Raw genomic sequence first — 17,276 nt, forward strand, 5'->3', positions numbered from 1 at the left:
GCATATAATACTTGTAATATTGCGGAATGCGAGGTGCGGATGGCGTGAGAACAGTCGATATCATACATAAAAAAAGAGATGGCGGCGAGCTGACAAAGGAAGAACTCGATTTCTTGATCGAAGGGTACACCAGGGGAGATATTCCGGATTATCAAATGTCCGCATGGGCCATGGCGGTGTACTTCAATGGAATGACGGCGCGGGAGACGGCAGATCTTACGATGGCGATGGCCCGTTCGGGCGATCAAGTGGATTTGAGTTCAATTCCCGGCGTTAAAGTCGATAAGCACAGCACCGGCGGCGTCGGAGATACAACAACCTTGATCCTTGCGCCGTTGGCGGCGGCAGCGGGAATTCCGGTAGCCAAAATGTCGGGAAGAGGGCTCGGACATACCGGGGGGACCATCGATAAGCTGGAGGCGATTCCGGGCTTTGAGGTGGAGCGTTCCAAGGAGCAATTCCTAAATCAAGTCAAGGAAATCGGACTTGCCGTAGTGGGGCAATCCGGCAATATGACTCCGGCGGACAAAAAGCTGTACGCGCTGCGGGATGTAACGGCGACCGTCGAGTCCATTCCGCTGATTGCAAGCTCGATTATGAGCAAGAAAATCGCTTCCGGGGCGGATGCAATTGTGCTCGATGTAAAAAGCGGCAGGGGTGCCTTTATGAAATCTTTGGAGGACTCTATCCGATTAGCTCAGGCCATGGTGGATATTGGCACGGAGGTGGGCCGCGAGACGGTTGCGGTGATCACCAATATGGATGAACCGCTCGGGCCGTCCATCGGCAACGCGCTGGAGGTACGCGAGGCGATAGAGACACTAAAAGGACAAGGTCCGGCTGAACTGACGGAGCTTTGCCTGGAGCTTGCCGCCCACATGGTCCTCTTGGGCGGCAAAGCGCAGGACGAAACAGAAGCGAAGCAGCTGGTTTCCAAGCTGCTGAACAATGGTGAGGCGCTGCAGAAGCTGAAACGATTTATCACGGCTCAGGGAGGAGATGCGGTTGTTGCAGATGAGCCTGAACGGCTGCCAGAAGCCCCGTACAGGGCATTTGTCCTCTCTCGTGCCGGAGGCAGCGTAGCTGCGATTGATGCGGAGGCGTTGGGAATTACGGCTATGCTGCTCGGCGCAGGACGCGCGACGAAGGAGGACTCCATTGATTTGGCTGTCGGTATCAAGCTGTTCAAACGAGTCGGCGATACCATTGAGGCCGGGGAGCCCCTTGCTGAGCTTTTCTTGAACAGGAATGAGCCGGAGGATACGGCCCGTCTGTGTGAGCGGACAGCTGCTGCATTTACCATTACGGAAGCCCCGGCGTCGAGATTGAAGCTGATTTATGCCGTTGTGACCCGAAGTGGGGTGAAGTATCTATAAGACACAACAATTCGACTCGAGCCCTCAAAAGCTTGAGTTTTTTTATCCGGTTCAGAACAAAAAAATATGGTGATAGCTCATTTGGAGGATCGCTTTCAAAAATGCTCGGATGAGAAGAATGGTACATTAATTCGGTATGATATCATTGTGGGCTTAAAGAAAATGTACGACGAATTAAAAGATGAAGAACTGAAACAGATCGCTTTTCAACTGATTGAATCCGAGGACGATATTAAATATCGTAAAAAATATGCTGCTACGTGGTCAATTAAACGGCACTAAGAATGAACTATTGGATATGTTATTTTTAAAAACAACCGCCTAACCGCCTTCATGAAGGCGGTTTTACTTTTGTGCCCAACTTTACATTTAAATTAACACACAGCCTTGTGCAAAGATTGGTTTGGCGTCTAACCATTTTATTTGTATGCATGTCTTGGTCACGGATAAAGCATACTACATAGCGAGTCTATCCAAGGGAGGCTAGTTCAATGAAAACTCGCTATAGGCTGTTCAGTACTTTCGGGATCGTTCTTTGCTGCCTGGTGATGTTAGCCGCCGGTTGTACGAGCCGGCCGCAAGCACAAAACTACCGGCCGCAAGCTGCCCCCGGGCAAACCGCGCGTCCCCTGAGTGAAACACAAGAAAGAGTTGAAGTGGCCAATCAAGCTGCAGCCAAAATTGTTTCCGAGGTGCCCAGCGTCAAATCGGCCAACGTTCTCGTGGCCCGCCGCAATGCCTATGTCGCCGCTGTGCTAAAGGATAGTCAAGCTCAATTGACACAGGATGTCGAAGCTCAGATTGCGGAGAAGGTAAGAGCCTCCGGTGCGAATATTCAAAATGTTTATGTTTCGGTTAACCCTGATTTTGTCAGCCGGGTAAACCGTTATGTCGACGATGTGCAGGCGGGCAGACCGATAACGGGCTTCGTGCAGGAATTTGCCGAGATGGTGCGAAGAGTATTCCCGAACGCAAAATAGGCAGGCATCATAAATCAGCGGGAGGCTTGCCCGTCGAAGCCAGAGAATCCATTGGATCGCTCTGGCTTTTGTGCGGACGAAAAGTCTGCAAGACGAAGTCGAGAAGGAAGCGGGCCCCTCAAACTTGGCTTGATCGTGCTTTGATTCTTGCCGTGCTGGAATAATTTATTGGATATCGGTCAACAATGAATACCAACACTTTAAACTTGAGCTTCAGTCAGGAGGGGTAGAACAGGTAATGATCAGCAAAATGATAAAAATAGGTTTATCCATCCAGCTTTTGCTTCTATTCATGCTTCCAACCGTCATGGCAGAGGAAGGCAAAGCCGCCCAGCCGATTGACCTGACACCCAATTCAACGTCTGCCGTTGTCGTCGATGCAGATTCCGGGACCGTGATATTCGAAAAAAATAAAGATGCCAAGCTGCCTCCGGCCAGCATCACGAAGATCATGACCATGCTGCTGGTGATGGAAGCGTTGGACCAAGGGAAAATTAAAATGGATGAAAAGGTGCGCACCAGCGAATATGCCGCTTCCATGGGCGGCTCCCAAATTTTCTTGGAGCCGGGAGAGGAAATGACGGTCGAAGACATGCTCAAAGGCATAGCCATGGCTTCAGGTAATGATGCTTCTGTGGCTATGGCCGAGAAAATTGCAGGCTCGGAGGAGGCGTTCGTGCGTATGATGAACGAGCGAGCATTGCAGCTGGGCATGAAAAATACCCGTTTTGTTAATCCGAACGGGCTTCCTGCGGAGAATCACTATTCTTCGGCGTATGATATTGCACTGATGTCCAAAGAGCTGCTGAAGCATGAAGAAATCACGAAATTTACAGGCCTGTATCAGGATTACTTGAGAAAAGACACGCCTAAGCCGTTCTGGTTGGTGAATACGAATAAATTGGTTCGTTTCTATAGCGGAGCTGACGGGTTGAAAACCGGTTATACCAGTGAGGCGAAATTTTGTTTGTCCGCAACAGCCAAGAGGGACAATCTCCGTGTCATTTCCGTTGTCATGGGCGAACCCGATACCAAGACCCGCAATGCGGAGGTCACCAAACTTTTTGACTACGCCTTCTCCCAGTTTACGAACCTCCCTATTTACAAAACCGGCGATACGATGGGAGAAATGAAAGTAAGCAAGGGCGAGGTCACGGCCGTGCCTCTGACGGCCAAGCATCCGTACAGCGTCCTGCTCAAGAAGGGCGAAGCGGGAAGCGGCATTCGTCACGAGCTGCAGTTAATGCCTGATTTGAAGGCGCCGGTCGCGGCGGGTCAGCCGATTGGCAAGCTGGTCGTTTATAAAAACGATCAGGTGCTCACCGAGTTTGCGCTGGAGTCACCGGTAGAAGTGAAAAAAGCCGGCTTGTGGACGCTGACGAAACGGACAGCCAAACGCATGCTTTTCCTTGATTGATGACGGAATACGATGCCAAGCATCCAATGACACCAAGAATCCCCGTAGAGACTGGCAACGAGCGGGGATTTTGGCTTTCCTTGCGCATTGTGTCGCAATTCTTCTAGTTCTGGCGCTTTTCTTCTAGTTTTGTCGGGGGGGCAGGAAATGGTTTCTCCTGCGTAGAAATGAGAGGGCATAGACGGGAAGGAGTGAGCAGTTTGAGTTTGCAAATCGAACTTGAACATTATCGTAAAATGCTGATTGTAAGGCTTCGTGGCGAGCTTGACCATCATACGGCGGACACTGTAAAGACGAAAATGGAAGAAGCGATTCTCAGGGGCGACAGCAGCCACATCATTTTGAGCTTGAAGGAATTGACATTCATGGATAGCTCGGGACTTGGAGTGATTCTTGGACGCTATAAGCTGATTACGGCCAGAGGCGGAAAGATGGTGGTATGTGACGTGAATCCGTCCGTATACCGTCTTCTGGAAATGTCAGGCCTGTTCAAAATCTTATCGATCCAGGATAACGAAAGAAAAGCGATCCAAAGTCTGGAGGTCGTATCATGAGTGAACGCAACTTTATGAGTCTTCAGTTTGCAAGCCGCTCTGAAAATGAATCGTTCGCACGCGTCACTGTTGCCGCTTTCGTGTCTCAACTCGACCCGACCTTGAATGAATTGACGGATATCAAAACCGTTGTTTCGGAGGCCGTGACCAATTGCATTATCCACGGATACGATAACCGTCCGGATGGTGTGGTAATCATTAACGCACAAATCGAAGGAGATATCGTGACGATTACGGTGGAAGATCAGGGGGCGGGCATCGAGGACCTGGATCTGGCGAAGCAGCCGCTGTATACTTCCAAACCGGAGCTGGAACGCTCGGGCATGGGCTTTACGATCATGGAAAATTTCATGGATGAAATCGAGGTCACTACCGCGCTTGGAACAGGCACCACCATCAGAATGAAGAAGCGAATCGAATCGAAAAAAGCTTTATTCAATTAGGGGTCTGATCATATGGATGTGGATTTGAAGAACGCCTCCCATAGTTATTTGGACGATGCCGAAGTCAAACGCTTGATCGCGTTAAGCCAATCAGGGGATACGCTTGCCAGGGAAACACTGGTGAACTGCAATATCCGTCTGGTATGGTCGGTTGTACAGCGGTTTCTAAACCGCGGCTATGAAGCAGAGGATTTGTTTCAGATCGGCTGTATCGGTCTGTTAAAGTCGGTGGACAAGTTTGATCTTTCGTATGATGTGAAGTTTTCGACTTATGCCGTCCCTATGATTATTGGGGAAATTCAGCGTTTCCTTAGGGACGACGGTACGTTGAAGGTCAGCCGTTCTCTCAAGGAGCTGGCCAATAAAATCCGCAAAACCAAGGACGAGCTTTCCAAACGGAACGGCAGGCTGCCTACGGTGAAGGAAGTGGCCGATGAGCTCGATATTTCCCCTGAGGATGTCGTTTTCGCTCAAGAGGCAAACAAGCCGCTGTCCTCCATTCACGAGACCGTCTTTGAGAATGACGGAGATCCGATCACGCTGATGGATCAAATTGCTGACGAAGCTCAGGAAAAGTGGTTTGACAAGCTTGCGCTCAACGAAGCGATCGGATCACTAAGCGAGCGGGAGCGTTTGATCGTTTATCTGCGGTATTTCCGAGATCAGACCCAATCCGAAGTCGCAGCCCGTCTGGGTATATCCCAAGTTCAGGTATCCCGGCTGGAGAAAAAAATACTGCAATCCATTAAAAACCAAATCGCGCAGTGAAGTAAAGAGGACGAGCCGGGGCTCGACCTCTTTTCGTTTATTCCCGAACATTTATCTGGCTCTTGCGTCGTCGCGAAACAGCAGTCCGATGCAGTATAGGCCTGAAAGTCCGACCAACGTATAGACGATACGGCTAAGGCCGGAAGATTCGCGGTGGACAGCTCCTCCAAGCAGCGCCGCTACCAAATCCCATTCAAATAAGCCCACAAGCAGCCAGTTCAGTGCCCCGATGATCACGAGCGTTAGGGCTGTTTTGGTCATGTCTATGACACCTTCCTTGTGTGTGAGTGTGTATTCGTCTTCTTACAGCTTAAGTTCTGTGAAAAGATCTCTAATTATGCTGCCAATGGAAAGTTAATTTTTTCCAAGCTTTAACGGGTTTATGCTATTGGTTTTTTATTCATACTAAGGCACACAAGACGAACTCCGTCAAAAGGGAGGAACCGCAACATGCAGCGTGCCTCTGTTCCATCCCTGTATATACGTTTGCGCAAAAAAATAAAAGTGCGCCGCGGCGAACCGGTATATCTGGGACAAATTGCACAGTTGCTGGCGGAGCCGGAATATGAGCAAAAGCTGCAGATGCTGGAGCTGTACCGTCCTCATGTGCAGGACGGGAGCCTGGTGCTGGTCGATATGATGCTGATTGTTCGCAAGGTGAAGGAGCTCTACCCTTCCATGCAAATCGAGCATTTCGGAGAACCTCATGCGCTGATTGAGATCCAAGGCCGCACGAAGCCTCCGAGCCTGCTGCTGATCGCGCTTGTCTGGCTGCTGCTGTTTATAGGGTCGGGGTTAGCTATTATGAACTTTCACGCGGATGTAAGCATGGCCGAGGTGCATCGGCATATTTATAAGCTCCTCACCGGGGAGGAGACGGAGCATCCGCTGCTTCTGCAAATTCCTTATTCGATCGGGATCGGCATCGGGATGATGACGTTTTTCAACCATTTGTTCAAGAAAAAATTCAATGAAGAACCGAGCCCGCTTGAAGTGGAGATGTTTATGTATCAAGAGAACGTAAATCATTACATGATTACGGAGGAATATGTAAAATTGCAGGAAAAGCAACGCAGGGAGGAGGCGAATGCTCATCGGGATCCTTAACGGGCTGCTCCAGATATTCGTCGGGATCGGCGGAGGGCTGGCGATCGGCAGCGGGATGGTAGCGTTCTTAGTGGTGCTGGATGTGATTCCCCGGTTAGCTCAAGTAACCCGATCCTATAACCATATCCGCTGGTATGAAACAGCCGTTATTCTTGGCTCGACATTTTTTACGCTGACGGATTTTTTTGAGTGGACGTACTTTCTTTTTCCTATGTCTGCGGCATTGTTCGGTCTTTTTGCCGGCAGTTTTGTGGGAATGCTTGCGGCCGCGCTGACGGAAGTTATCAATGTGCTGCCGATTTTAGCCAAGCGGATCCGAATGGAATCCTTCATGATTTGGCTGCTGATGGCGATGATTTTCGGCAAAGTCATCGGTTCTCTGATGGATTGGCTGGATGTGCTGAAATGATCCGTATTCGAACCAAGGAGGTTAAAACGGATGAAGCCGTTTAAAAAAGCTAGGCTATTAAGGGGCAGGGCGGGATCGGGCAATGAGAGAGAAGATAGGGAACACGAGCTATCGGAGGAAAAGCTGATTATAGACAGCGAAGGAAACATTGTGGATAACCCCGGTACCGGATCGGAGCTGCCGCAGCATACCGATGAATCCGACGCCCCGTCCGGCGGCAGCCCCAAGCAAGAGCCGAGCTCTTTTCATAAGGAATGGTCTTTGACAGAAGATGAGCGGGAGCTGATGGAGGATGCTTCCATTTCCAAAGATTTCGGGCGCTTGAAAAGACAGCTGGAAGAGCAGGTGGGCTTGAACAAAAGCTTCGATGTTGTATTCCGGGAAATGGTGTTTGGAGGTCAGAATACCGGGATTTTCTACTATAACGGCTTCGCCAAGGATACGGTGCTGACCGATATTCTGATGCGCCTCTCCTATGCGGATCAAGGATACCGGGAGGACGGCCGCGGAGCCGCTGAAGGTGGACGAGACGGGGGAAAGCTCGATGTGATCACGCTTTTCGATCAAGCACTGATTCCTCATATTCAAGTAAAAAAGACAAAAAAGCTTGAGGATGCGATTAAAGATGTGGCTATGGGAGGAACGGCTTTTTTCTTCGAGGGACATGACGAAGCGGTGCTGGTGGACGCCAAAAGCTTCCCTGTGCGCTCTACGGAGGAGCCTGAACTGGAGCGGGTGGTGCGCGGATCGCGGGACGGCTTTGTTGAGACACTGCTGACCAACGTAACCCTAGTGCGCCGTCGAATCCGCGACCCCCGTTTGAAGCTGGAGATTACTCAAGCCGGCAGACGGACTCAGACGGATATATGTATCGGGTACATTCAAGACATCTGCGACAAAAATTTAATTGAAGCGGTTCGTGACAAGATTAAGCAGGTTGAAGTGGACGGGATGCCACTGGCGGAAAAGCAGCTGGAGGAAGCGATTATCGGCAAAGGGTGGAACCCTTACCCTATGGTTCGGTTCTCTGAACGCCCCGATGTCGTCTCCGCGCATTTGCTGGAAGGGCACCTGATCGTGTTTGTAGACACATCGCCTTCCGTCATGATTCTGCCGACAACGTTCTTTCACCATGTCCAGCATGCGGAAGAATACAGGCAAACGCCGCTTGTCGGATCATACTTACGTTGGGTCCGGTTTCTCGGTATCGCCGCGTCGCTCTTCCTGCTGCCGCTTTGGATGCTGATGGTCACATCCCCGGAGCTGAAGCCTGCGGGGCTGGAGTTCATCGGTCCGCAAAAGGCGACAAAAATTCCCATACTCGGCCAGTTTATGATTTCGGAGCTCGGTCTTGATCTGATGCGGATGGCAGCCGTTCATACTCCGACACCGCTGGCGACGGCCATGGGTTTGGTTGCGGCGATATTGATCGGCGACGTGGCGGTGAAAACCGGATTATTTGTCAACGAGGTGATTTTGTATCTCGCCGTGGCCGCCGTCGGCACCTTTGCCACGCCAAGCTACGAGCTGAGCCTGGCGAATCGTTTGGCCCGTGTGGGACTGCTGCTCGCTACGGCGGCATTCAAGGTTCCCGGTCTTATCATCGGCTCTACCTTGCTGGTGCTTATGCTTGCGCTTCAGAGATCCTACAATACGCCGTATTTATGGCCGTTTATCCCGTTTAACGCCAAAGCGATGGCGGATATCTTGATCAGACGTCCGTTTATGTCAATGAAGACGCGGCTGAGCATCACCAAAACGACAGACAGAACGAGGCAGCCGCAGCCTTAATCGCATCGCCCGGACAACCTTAAGGATTTTATAGTTTATAGGAAAGCTTTTGCTTGTTGTCAGTCCGAGTCCATCTGTGTTACTTTAGAAGTAATGTCTTGTAAGGGAAGAGGGAATAACACACGATGTATCTACACGGCACAAGTAAAATCAATGTTAACGGCCACCTTGAAATTGGCGGCTGCGATACAGTAGAACTGGCAAGTCAATTCGGAACTCCGCTTTACGTCGTGGACGAAGCGCTGATCCGTCAGCGGTGCCGCGAATTTGTGGAAGCTTTCCGCCAATCAGGCCTACGCTTCCAGGTGGCATACGCCAGCAAGGCGTTTAGCGTCATGGCGATGTGCCGCATCGTGGAAGAAGAAGGCATGTCGCTGGACGTGGTGTCCGACGGCGAGCTGTTTACCGCGCTGCAGGCGGGCTTTCCGGCGGAACGGATTCATTTCCACGGGAACAATAAAACGCCGTTCGAACTGGAGATGGCCGTCGATGCGAATATCGGCTGCTTCGTTGTCGATAATTTCGTGGAGCTGCAAATGCTAAACGCCATTGCAGCCGAGAAAAAGCAAAAGGTGAACATTCTGCTGCGCATTACTCCGGGAGTGGATGCGCATACGCATGAATATATTTCAACGGGCCAAACGGATTCGAAATTCGGATTCGATTTGGAGAACGGCTCCGCCATGCAGGCGGTCAAGGAAGCTTCAGGCCTGTCTCATTTGAATCTGCTCGGCGTGCATTCGCATATCGGTTCACAGATTTTCGAAGTCGGCGGATTCCGTTTGGCGGTGGACAAAGTAACGGATTTTGCCTTGAAGGCACGCCAGGAGCTTGATGTCACGTTTAGCGTGATCAATCTGGGCGGCGGTTTCGGCATCCGTTATGTAGAGGGAGATACGCCCTTGCCTGTAGCAGAATATGTCAAAGCGATCACTGAAGCGGTCCGCAGCAATTTCGGCAAGCATGAATATCCGCTTCCGGAAATTTGGACGGAGCCGGGTCGCAGCATTGTGGGCGATGCGGGAACGACGCTGTATACCGTCGGCACGTATAAGGACATCCCGGGCGTCCGCAAGTATGTAGCTGTGGACGGAGGGATGACGGATAATCCGCGTCCGGCACTGTACGGAGCACAGTATGAAGCGATGCTGGCCAATCGCGCACAGGCTGAGAATGAGGAGCTCGTTTCCATTGCAGGCAAATGCTGCGAAAGCGGAGATATGCTGATCTGGGATGTAAATCTGCCGAAGGTGCAGACAGGGGACTTGCTGGCCGTAGCCTGCACCGGCGCATACAACTATGCGATGGCAAGCAATTATAACCGCATACGTCGTCCGGCGGTCGTCTTTGTGAAAGACGGGCAAGCCGACGTGGTGGTCAAACGTGAGACATTCGAGGATCTTGTGGGCAACGACGTTGTGCCTGAACGGATGAAGCAGGTATCGAAAACAAGATAATGAAGGAGACGCTCAGCCGGTGGCTGAGCGTTTTTCACGTCTTTTTTTTCTGGGCGGTCACTTACCATTTGTGCGGAACTGATTTTCATAGTAAAATAAGTGAGGACAAGCTGGGAGATCTGCTAAAGCATAATTTCCGGTTACATATACGAAGAAAATAAGGAGATGTATATACTATGGCAAAGCAAGCGACCATCAAAATGGCTGACGGCAACGAAATCGTATTGGAACTGTTCGACAAGGATGCTCCAAACACGGTAGCTAACTTTGAGAAGCTGGCCAACTCCGGTTTCTATAACGGCGTTGTATTCCACCGCGTCATTCCCGGATTTGTAGCTCAAGGCGGCTGCCCTCACGGTACGGGAACCGGCGGTCCCGGGTACACCATCAACTGCGAAATCAACCCGAACAAACATGAGCGCGGCACGCTGGCTATGGCGCATGCAGGCCGTAATACCGGTGGAAGCCAGTTCTATATTTGCTACCAGCCTCAGCCGCATCTGGACGGACAGCACACGGTGTTCGGCAAAGTGATTAAAGGCATGGAGCATGTCGATGTGTTCAAAGGCCGTGACAAAATGGAGTCTGTTCAAGTCTCGGAAGTGTAATTTAACCGAACCGGTATAGACAAAGCTTACTCCAAGCGGTATACTGTTTTTTAAAAATAGCATAGCTGGAACCTTCGGGGCAGGGTGAAATTCCCAACCGGCGGTGATGTCAAGCAGCGTAAGCGGCTTGACTCAGTCCGTGACCCGTGCGGCGGCAGTTCTCTTCTTATGAGACGAGCGTCCGCTGCCGGTGGACTCGGTGAAATTCCGAGACCGACAGTATAGTCTGGATGGGAGAAGGGAAGAGCGAAACAAGAATAAATCTTGTACGTTGCGTATGTACGTATTTTCACAAATGAAGCTGCGCATCCGTCTATTTGTTGATGTCTGACAAGTCTATAGAATGACTTGTTATGGGCATTAACCGTGTCGGCCGGCGCCCTGTTTCTTGTGCAATTTCACGGCATTCCCATACGTTAGATCCCAAGCCCCTTTTTGCTATCCGAAAAGGGGCTTTTCGCGTCGGTTTCAGGTGTCTGACCGGCGATATCATCTATGAGAATGGGGGGCGGACCATGACGATGCCGTTGGACGAGATCAACGATGAGTTTTATATGCGGCTTGCCCTGCAGCTGGCCGCTTCCGCCTCCGGGCAAACCGGCATTAATCCGGTTGTCGGCTGCGTACTGGTCAAGGAAGGCCGAGTGGTCGGCATGGGCGCTCATTTGAAACGGGGAGAGGCGCATGCCGAAATTCATGCGCTGCAGATGGCCGGCAGTCAAGCGCAGGGCAGTACGGCGTACGTTACGCTGGAGCCCTGCAGTCATTACGGCAAGACGCCTCCTTGCAGTGACCGGCTCATTCGTGAAGGCGTAAAACGGGTCGTCGTCGCAGCGACGGACCCCAACCCGCTGGTTGCGGGGAGCGGTATCGCCAGGCTGCGCGAAAGCGGCATTGAGGTGACGGTTGGCGTGCTTGAGCGGGAGGCCATCGAGCTGAACGAAGCGTTCAACAGGTACATTGTTACCCGCCGACCCTTCGTCACCGTCAAGAGCGCCAGCACGCTGGACGGCAAAATCGCCGCCGAAACAGGCGACAGCAAGTGGATAACGGGCGGCGCTTCCCGTTCGTACGTCCACACGCTGCGCCATCGTCATCAGGCGATTATGGTCGGCATCGGCACGGTGCTGGCCGATGATCCGGCTTTAACGACCCGGCTTCCGGTCCCGGGTCTGAATCCCGTACGCATCGTCGTCGACTCGACGCTGCGAATTCCGCACGACGCACGGGTCGTGCGGGACGGGGAGGCGCCTACGGTCGTGCTGACGACCGAACGGGCGCCTCAAGCGCGCCGCCGCGAGCTCGAAGCGCTCGGCGTCGAAATCATCGACTGCGGCCCGGGGCCGGCAGTCGACCTCCGCGCCGCCATGGAGCGGCTCGGCGAGCGCGAGATCGGCTCGCTGCTGGTCGAAGGCGGCGGCAAGCTGAGCGGCTCGCTGCTCCATGCGCGCCTTGTGGACAAATTGGTGCTCTTCTACGCACCCAAGATTATCGGCGGTGGAGGGGCGGCCCCGGGCAATTTCGATTTTCCCGGCATGGAACGGATGAGGGATGCGATTGCGCTGGAGCGCATGGAGGTTCAACGTTTTGATAACGATATCTGCATTACCGGTTATCCCCGGTATGAAGCAGAGAGTGATACTGAAAGTGAAAGCGGGGTGTAACGGATGTTCACAGGCATCATTGAAGAAATCGGCACACTGCGGCGCATGGCTAAGCAAGGGCAGGCTATGGTGCTGACGATCGGTGCTCATCGGATTCTTTCCGACGTCAAGCTTGGGGACAGTATTTCGGTGAACGGGGTATGTCTCACGGTCGTTACTTTCGACGAGTCTGCCTTTACGGTGGATGTGATGCCCGAAACGTACCGTCGAACCAATTTGTCCCGGCTGGCAACCGGGGCTCCGGTCAACCTGGAACGCGCCATGCCGGCCAACGGACGCTTCGGCGGTCATATCGTCCAGGGACACGTGGATACAACCGGAGTCATTACGGGCAGAACCCCGGAAGAGAATGCGGTCGTTTTCCGTGTGGAGCCGCGTGATCCGGGTATCTTAAAATATATCATTCCTCACGGCTCCATTACGATCGACGGCATCAGCCTTACCGTCGTCGAGGTGACGGAGAATTCGTTTACCGTATCGATCATACCGCATACGCTCGCCGAGACGGTGCTTCAGTACAAGAAGCAGGGAGACGAGGTCAATCTGGAAGGCGATGTGCTGGGCAAGTATCTGGAGAGGCTCATGACATTCCGCAGCGGCGGTACGGTGAGTTCGCAGAAGACAAGGCTGACCGAAGCTTTTCTTACGGAGAATGGTTTCATGTAAATTGAAGCGTCTCGAAGATACAGCAGCATAAAGGAGTGAGAACAATGGAACAAGCAATCCGTTTTCATACGATTGAAGAAGCGATTTACGATTTGATGCTCGGAAAAGTCATTATTGTCGTAGATGATGAAGACCGCGAGAATGAAGGCGACTTCGTCGCTCTGGCCGAGAAGGCGACGCCCGAGGTCATCAATTTTATGATCAAAGAAGGCCGCGGTCTGGTTTGCGTACCGATTACCGAGGAACGGGCTCAGGAGCTTGATCTTCCGCCGATGGTGACGCAAAATACGGATTACCACGGGACCGCGTTTACAGTGTCCGTCGACCACATTGAAACGACGACGGGCATCTCGGCATCGGAGCGGTCGCGCACGGTGATGTCGCTAATTGATGAGCATACCAAGCCGCATAGCTTCCGCAGACCGGGTCATATTTTCCCTTTGGTTGCCAAGAAAGGCGGCGTGCTGCGCCGTACCGGCCATACCGAGGCTTCGGTTGACCTGGCTCGCATGTGCGGATCTTACCCGGCAGCCGTCATCTGCGAGATCATTAAGGAAGACGGTGAAATGGCGAGGGTGCCTGAGCTGATGGAAATCAGCCGGAAGCACGACATCAAAATCATCACGATTCAAGATTTGATCAAATACCGGAATCATAAGGAAAAGCTTGTACAGCGTGAAGTCGAAGTCAGGATGCCTACCGATTTCGGCGTATTCAACGCCATCGCCTATACGAATGTTGTGGATCAAAAGGAGCATGTGGCTTTGGTCAAAGGCAAGATTGACGGCGACCGCCCTACCCTGGTGCGCGTCCATTCCGAGTGCTTGACCGGCGATGTGTTCCACTCCCACCGCTGCGACTGCGGACCGCAGCTTGCTGCGGCCTTGAAGCAAATCAACGAAGCGGGCGCCGGAGTGCTGCTCTATATGCGCCAAGAGGGACGGGGAATCGGGCTCATCAACAAGCTGAAGGCATACAAGCTGCAGGAGCAGGGGCTCGATACGGTAGACGCGAACCTGAAGCTGGGCTTTGCGCCTGATTTAAGGGACTACGGCATCGGCGCGCAAATCCTGAAGGATCTTGGCGTGAGACAAATCCGGCTGCTTACGAACAACCCGCGTAAAATTCGCGGACTGGAAGGCTATGGCCTGGAGGTCATCGAACGCCTGCCGATTCAAATGGAAGAAAACGAAGACAATACGAACTATTTGCATACGAAACAGGCCAAGCTTGGCCATCTGCTGGATTTTAGCGCAAAAAAATAATTTCTAAAATGAAGGGAAGTTAGGGAGTTATGGCGAAAGTATACGAAGGACATTTGGTATCTCAGGGATTAAAATACGGTATTGTAGTGGGTCGTTTCAATGAATTTATTACGAACAAGCTGCTGGGCGGCGCTCTGGACGCGTTGAAGCGCCACGGCGTACAAGAGGATGAAATCGAAATCGCTTGGGTTCCGGGAGCCTTTGAAATTCCTTTGATCGCGCAAAAAATGGCTGAAAGCGGACGCTACGACGCCGTTATCACGTTGGGCGCGGTTATTCGCGGATCAACTCCTCATTTTGATTATGTCTGCAACGAAGCGGCGAAAGGGGTTGCGGCGATCGCACTCAAAACCGGAGTGCCTACCATCTTCGGCGTTCTGACGACAGATTCGATCGAGCAGGCTGTGGAGCGTGCCGGAACGAAAGCCGGAAACAAAGGCTGGGAATCGGCGGCAAGCGCGATCGAAATGGCTAACCTGACCAAGCAATTTTCTAAATAAACGATGAAGGCATGATTTAAGGGGGAACGAACGGAAAGTGAAAGTCACAGTAAAGCTGGAAACCTTTGAGGGCCCCCTTGATTTACTGCTCCACTTGATTGATAAGGCGGAAGTCGATATTTACGACATTCCGATCAAAGAGATAACGGATCAATATATGGAATATTTGGACGCCATGCAGGAGCTCGAGCTCGAGGTAACGAGCGAGTTCCTTGTCATGGCGGCTACCTTGTTGTCGATTAAAAGCAAAATGCTGCTTCCAAAGCCGCCCGTGATCGACCTGGAATTCGACGACTATATGATGGAGGAGGATTACGATCCAAGGGCAGAGCTGGTTGCGAAGCTGATCGAATACCGTAAATATAAAGCGATAGCCGATCATTTGCGGGATAAGGAAGTGGAGCGCAGCTTGATTTTTACCCGGGAGCCGGAGGATTTAACTCCCTATGTTTCCACCGTTGTTGAAAATCCAGTCAAAGGGCTTCACGTGGCCGATTTGGTTCATGCGTTCCGCAAAGCGCTGCGCCGTATGCACAGCCGCAATGCCATCGCCAAAATCCGTAAAGACGAAATTTCTGTCAAGGATCGGATGTTTGAGGTGATCGAAGCGCTTGAGAAGCTGGGAGGCAAAGTGCTTTTCTCCAGGCTCTTGCAGGAGGATGCGGCAAAGGAAGCGGTTGTGGTTACGTTTTTGGCATTGCTTGAGCTGATGAAGGTCAAACGCATTATTTGCTTTCAGCACCAGCTCTTCGACGATATTGTGATACAGGCAAGAGAGGATGGAACGGCGAATGGACTTTGGACAGATGAAATCAGTTATTGAGGGCTTGCTGTTTGTGGCGGGAGATGAAGGACTGGATGCCAAACAGCTGTCCGAAGTGCTGGAGCAGGACGCCGATTTTATCCGTGAGCTGATATCGGATTTACAGTCGGACATGAAAAGTCAGAATAGAGGTCTTCAAATCGTTGAGCTTGCCGGTACGTACCAGTTGGCGACGCTCCCCGATCATGCTCCTTATTTTGAACGTCTGGCTTACTCGCCTTCCCGAACGTCATTATCGCAAGCTGCACTGGAAACCCTTGCTATCGTGGCGTACAGACAGCCGATTACCCGTATCGATATTGAGGAGATTCGCGGTGTGAAGTCAGACCGGGCGCTTCAAACACTGGTCGCCAAGGATTTGATTCAGGAAGTGGACCGTGCGGATGCTCCGGGAAGACCTATCTTATATGGTACGACCAAATCGTTTCTGGATTATTTTGCCTTGGCTTCAATCGCAGATCTCCCGGAAACGACGATGTTCGAGAATGAAGATAATCTGGAAGAAGAAACGAGGCTTCTGTTCGAGAAGCTGGACGGAAAGCAAATCACAATCGATGAGATAGACGATCCGGATCAAGTCTAAAAAAACGCATGATTCGCCTAAACAGGGCTATACTAACTTCTGAGGAAAAGAAGCGGAAAGCTTCTTGGTTTTCAGAGGTTTTTTCATTTTTTGGGAGACATGGGTTAGCCTTTTAGGAAGGGGTTGCTTGAGATGTTTTGGGCTTGGACCGCCGGGTTAATCGGTGTGCTGGTCGTTCTCTTGGCGCTAAGCCGGGTTCGGATCCGGATAACGATAACCCATCAAGGCCATAATGATGAAATTTTATTGAATATCCGTGCTTTCTTCGGCCTTGTTCGATTCAATTACAATATCCCTGCCCTTCGCTTCAAAAACTGGACCGAAGGCTTGGAGCTGCAGACAGAGCAAGTTAATGTGAAAGCCGACAGCTTAATCAAAGACCAGAAGCAGAAGATTAATCTGGAGAAAATAAAGCAAGTCTACGAAAAGGTACAGACCCTGCTTCAGCATTGCTCTCAATTCTACGAATGGTTGTTCACCACGTTACGTCGTATTCACTGTACGCAGCTCAACTGGAAGACCACTGTCGGTATCGGAGATGCCCCCGAGACGGCGTTTCTTGTAGGTACGATCTGGGGAATTAAGGCCTCGCTTTTGGGATACCTTTTCCGTTTTATTCATTTGGACGTCCAGCCCCAGCTGCAGGTCATGCCGGCTTTTAACCAAAACCAGTTCGCCATCGAAGGCGTATGCACGCTGCAAATACGTTTGGCTTTTGTCATTAGTGCCGTCATCCGTCTGCTGACGCGAATACTTAAAGTTAAAGGCGGACTTCGTGCATGGCGCAGCACACTTCTGCCTGCAGGCGGTACAGGATCTACATAATCATACCTCTTAAGGGACACGATATAAGTGTTTAAGTCGA

The 17,276-nt window shown here is 51.6% G+C and carries 20 protein-coding genes and 1 riboswitch; of the genes, 19 read left to right on the top strand and 1 reads right to left on the bottom strand.

Going from position 1 to position 17,276, the window contains the following annotated elements:
* Nucleotides 1-44: 44 nt before the first annotated feature.
* The 7 genes from ACZYR9_RS08500 to sigF all read left to right on the top strand — a co-directional run bounded on the left by ACZYR9_RS08500 (nucleotide 45) and on the right by sigF (nucleotide 5,538).
* Complete coding sequence (locus ACZYR9_RS08500; RefSeq protein ID WP_488978041.1) at nucleotides 45-1,376, top strand: pyrimidine-nucleoside phosphorylase; 1,332 nt, start codon at nucleotides 45-47, stop codon at nucleotides 1,374-1,376.
* Between the two features lie 81 nt (nucleotides 1,377-1,457).
* On the top strand, nucleotides 1,458-1,658 hold the full coding sequence (locus tag ACZYR9_RS08505) for a hypothetical protein (RefSeq protein WP_488978042.1): 201 nt from the start codon (nucleotides 1,458-1,460) through the stop codon (nucleotides 1,656-1,658).
* A gap of 209 nt (nucleotides 1,659-1,867) precedes the next feature.
* A complete protein-coding gene (locus ACZYR9_RS08510; protein ID WP_488978043.1) occupies nucleotides 1,868-2,356 on the top strand; it encodes a YhcN/YlaJ family sporulation lipoprotein in 489 nt (162 codons plus the stop codon).
* A 238-nt stretch (nucleotides 2,357-2,594) separates the two neighbouring features.
* Entirely contained in the window at nucleotides 2,595-3,773 is a 1,179-nt protein-coding gene (locus ACZYR9_RS08515) for a D-alanyl-D-alanine carboxypeptidase family protein (protein WP_488978044.1), read from the top strand.
* A 200-nt stretch (nucleotides 3,774-3,973) separates the two neighbouring features.
* Nucleotides 3,974-4,327, top strand: coding sequence for an anti-sigma F factor antagonist (spoIIAA, locus tag ACZYR9_RS08520; RefSeq protein WP_488978045.1), 354 nt, complete (start codon nucleotides 3,974-3,976; stop codon nucleotides 4,325-4,327).
* Nucleotides 4,324-4,770, top strand: coding sequence for an anti-sigma F factor (gene spoIIAB, locus ACZYR9_RS08525; RefSeq protein ID WP_488978046.1), 447 nt, complete (start codon nucleotides 4,324-4,326; stop codon nucleotides 4,768-4,770). Before spoIIAA ends, spoIIAB begins: the two co-directional genes overlap by 4 nt.
* A gap of 12 nt (nucleotides 4,771-4,782) precedes the next feature.
* Entirely contained in the window at nucleotides 4,783-5,538 is a 756-nt protein-coding gene (sigF, locus tag ACZYR9_RS08530; RefSeq protein WP_488978047.1) for an RNA polymerase sporulation sigma factor SigF, read from the top strand.
* A gap of 51 nt (nucleotides 5,539-5,589) precedes the next feature.
* On the opposite strand, the gene ACZYR9_RS08535 is transcribed toward sigF, so the two are convergent.
* On the bottom strand, nucleotides 5,590-5,799 hold the full coding sequence (locus tag ACZYR9_RS08535; protein WP_488978048.1) for a DUF378 domain-containing protein: 210 nt from the start codon (nucleotides 5,797-5,799) through the stop codon (nucleotides 5,590-5,592).
* Nucleotides 5,800-5,988: 189 nt separating this feature from the next.
* Between ACZYR9_RS08535 and ACZYR9_RS08540 the strand changes: the two genes are divergently transcribed.
* The 12 genes from ACZYR9_RS08540 to ACZYR9_RS08595 all read left to right on the top strand — a co-directional run bounded on the left by ACZYR9_RS08540 (nucleotide 5,989) and on the right by ACZYR9_RS08595 (nucleotide 17,236).
* A complete protein-coding gene (locus ACZYR9_RS08540; RefSeq protein WP_488978049.1) occupies nucleotides 5,989-6,645 on the top strand; it encodes a stage V sporulation protein AA in 657 nt (218 codons plus the stop codon).
* Complete coding sequence (locus ACZYR9_RS08545) at nucleotides 6,626-7,054, top strand: stage V sporulation protein AB (RefSeq protein WP_488978050.1); 429 nt, start codon at nucleotides 6,626-6,628, stop codon at nucleotides 7,052-7,054. The genes ACZYR9_RS08540 and ACZYR9_RS08545 overlap by 20 nt, the downstream gene beginning before the upstream one ends.
* A gap of 30 nt (nucleotides 7,055-7,084) precedes the next feature.
* Nucleotides 7,085-8,845, top strand: a complete 1,761-nt coding sequence (locus tag ACZYR9_RS08550) for a spore germination protein (protein WP_488978051.1) — start codon at nucleotides 7,085-7,087, stop codon at nucleotides 8,843-8,845.
* A gap of 125 nt (nucleotides 8,846-8,970) precedes the next feature.
* Entirely contained in the window at nucleotides 8,971-10,302 is a 1,332-nt protein-coding gene (lysA, locus tag ACZYR9_RS08555) for a diaminopimelate decarboxylase (RefSeq protein ID WP_488978052.1), read from the top strand.
* A 176-nt stretch (nucleotides 10,303-10,478) separates the two neighbouring features.
* Nucleotides 10,479-10,910: a peptidylprolyl isomerase gene (locus tag ACZYR9_RS08560; protein ID WP_488978053.1), complete on the top strand. Its 432-nt coding sequence runs from the start codon at nucleotides 10,479-10,481 to the stop codon at nucleotides 10,908-10,910.
* Nucleotides 10,911-10,976: 66 nt separating this feature from the next.
* A riboswitch (FMN riboswitch) is annotated at nucleotides 10,977-11,156 on the top strand.
* Between the two features lie 269 nt (nucleotides 11,157-11,425).
* A complete protein-coding gene (gene ribD / locus ACZYR9_RS08565; protein ID WP_488978054.1) occupies nucleotides 11,426-12,574 on the top strand; it encodes a bifunctional diaminohydroxyphosphoribosylaminopyrimidine deaminase/5-amino-6-(5-phosphoribosylamino)uracil reductase RibD in 1,149 nt (382 codons plus the stop codon).
* A 3-nt stretch (nucleotides 12,575-12,577) separates the two neighbouring features.
* Nucleotides 12,578-13,240, top strand: coding sequence for a riboflavin synthase (gene ribE / locus ACZYR9_RS08570; RefSeq protein ID WP_488978055.1), 663 nt, complete (start codon nucleotides 12,578-12,580; stop codon nucleotides 13,238-13,240).
* A 44-nt stretch (nucleotides 13,241-13,284) separates the two neighbouring features.
* Entirely contained in the window at nucleotides 13,285-14,505 is a 1,221-nt protein-coding gene (locus ACZYR9_RS08575; RefSeq protein ID WP_488978056.1) for a bifunctional 3,4-dihydroxy-2-butanone-4-phosphate synthase/GTP cyclohydrolase II, read from the top strand.
* A gap of 29 nt (nucleotides 14,506-14,534) precedes the next feature.
* Nucleotides 14,535-15,005 (top strand): 6,7-dimethyl-8-ribityllumazine synthase, encoded by a 471-nt coding sequence (ribH, locus tag ACZYR9_RS08580; protein WP_488978057.1) that lies wholly within the window; start codon nucleotides 14,535-14,537, stop codon nucleotides 15,003-15,005.
* Nucleotides 15,006-15,042: 37 nt separating this feature from the next.
* On the top strand, nucleotides 15,043-15,828 hold the full coding sequence (locus ACZYR9_RS08585) for a segregation and condensation protein A (RefSeq protein WP_488978058.1): 786 nt from the start codon (nucleotides 15,043-15,045) through the stop codon (nucleotides 15,826-15,828).
* A complete protein-coding gene (gene scpB, locus ACZYR9_RS08590; RefSeq protein WP_488978059.1) occupies nucleotides 15,797-16,411 on the top strand; it encodes an SMC-Scp complex subunit ScpB in 615 nt (204 codons plus the stop codon). The genes ACZYR9_RS08585 and scpB overlap by 32 nt, the downstream gene beginning before the upstream one ends.
* Nucleotides 16,412-16,543: 132 nt before the next feature.
* Nucleotides 16,544-17,236, top strand: coding sequence for a DUF2953 domain-containing protein (locus ACZYR9_RS08595; protein ID WP_488978060.1), 693 nt, complete (start codon nucleotides 16,544-16,546; stop codon nucleotides 17,234-17,236).
* Nucleotides 17,237-17,276: the final 40 nt, after the last annotated feature.

The organism is Paenibacillus sp. F024, from assembly GCF_057814255.1.

Bases quoted from the DNA above. Each gene is read 5' to 3' on its own strand.
- ACZYR9_RS08510 (WP_488978043.1), top strand. From the start codon at position 1,868: ATGAAAACTCGCTATAGGCTGTTCAGTACTTTCGGGATCGTTCTTTGC.
- ACZYR9_RS08515 (WP_488978044.1), top strand. From the start codon at position 2,595: ATGATCAGCAAAATGATAAAAATAGGTTTATCCATCCAGCTTTTGCTT.
- spoIIAB (WP_488978046.1), top strand. From the start codon at position 4,324: ATGAGTGAACGCAACTTTATGAGTCTTCAGTTTGCAAGCCGCTCTGAA.
- sigF (WP_488978047.1), top strand. From the start codon at position 4,783: ATGGATGTGGATTTGAAGAACGCCTCCCATAGTTATTTGGACGATGCC.
- ACZYR9_RS08535 (WP_488978048.1), bottom strand. From the start codon at position 5,799: ATGACCAAAACAGCCCTAACGCTCGTGATCATCGGGGCACTGAACTGG.
- ACZYR9_RS08540 (WP_488978049.1), top strand. From the start codon at position 5,989: ATGCAGCGTGCCTCTGTTCCATCCCTGTATATACGTTTGCGCAAAAAA.
- ACZYR9_RS08545 (WP_488978050.1), top strand. From the start codon at position 6,626: ATGCTCATCGGGATCCTTAACGGGCTGCTCCAGATATTCGTCGGGATC.
- ACZYR9_RS08550 (WP_488978051.1), top strand. From the start codon at position 7,085: ATGAAGCCGTTTAAAAAAGCTAGGCTATTAAGGGGCAGGGCGGGATCG.
- lysA (WP_488978052.1), top strand. From the start codon at position 8,971: ATGTATCTACACGGCACAAGTAAAATCAATGTTAACGGCCACCTTGAA.
- ACZYR9_RS08560 (WP_488978053.1), top strand. From the start codon at position 10,479: ATGGCAAAGCAAGCGACCATCAAAATGGCTGACGGCAACGAAATCGTA.
- ribD (WP_488978054.1), top strand. From the start codon at position 11,426: ATGACGATGCCGTTGGACGAGATCAACGATGAGTTTTATATGCGGCTT.
- ribE (WP_488978055.1), top strand. From the start codon at position 12,578: ATGTTCACAGGCATCATTGAAGAAATCGGCACACTGCGGCGCATGGCT.
- ACZYR9_RS08575 (WP_488978056.1), top strand. From the start codon at position 13,285: ATGGAACAAGCAATCCGTTTTCATACGATTGAAGAAGCGATTTACGAT.
- ribH (WP_488978057.1), top strand. From the start codon at position 14,535: ATGGCGAAAGTATACGAAGGACATTTGGTATCTCAGGGATTAAAATAC.
- scpB (WP_488978059.1), top strand. From the start codon at position 15,797: ATGGACTTTGGACAGATGAAATCAGTTATTGAGGGCTTGCTGTTTGTG.
- ACZYR9_RS08595 (WP_488978060.1), top strand. From the start codon at position 16,544: ATGTTTTGGGCTTGGACCGCCGGGTTAATCGGTGTGCTGGTCGTTCTC.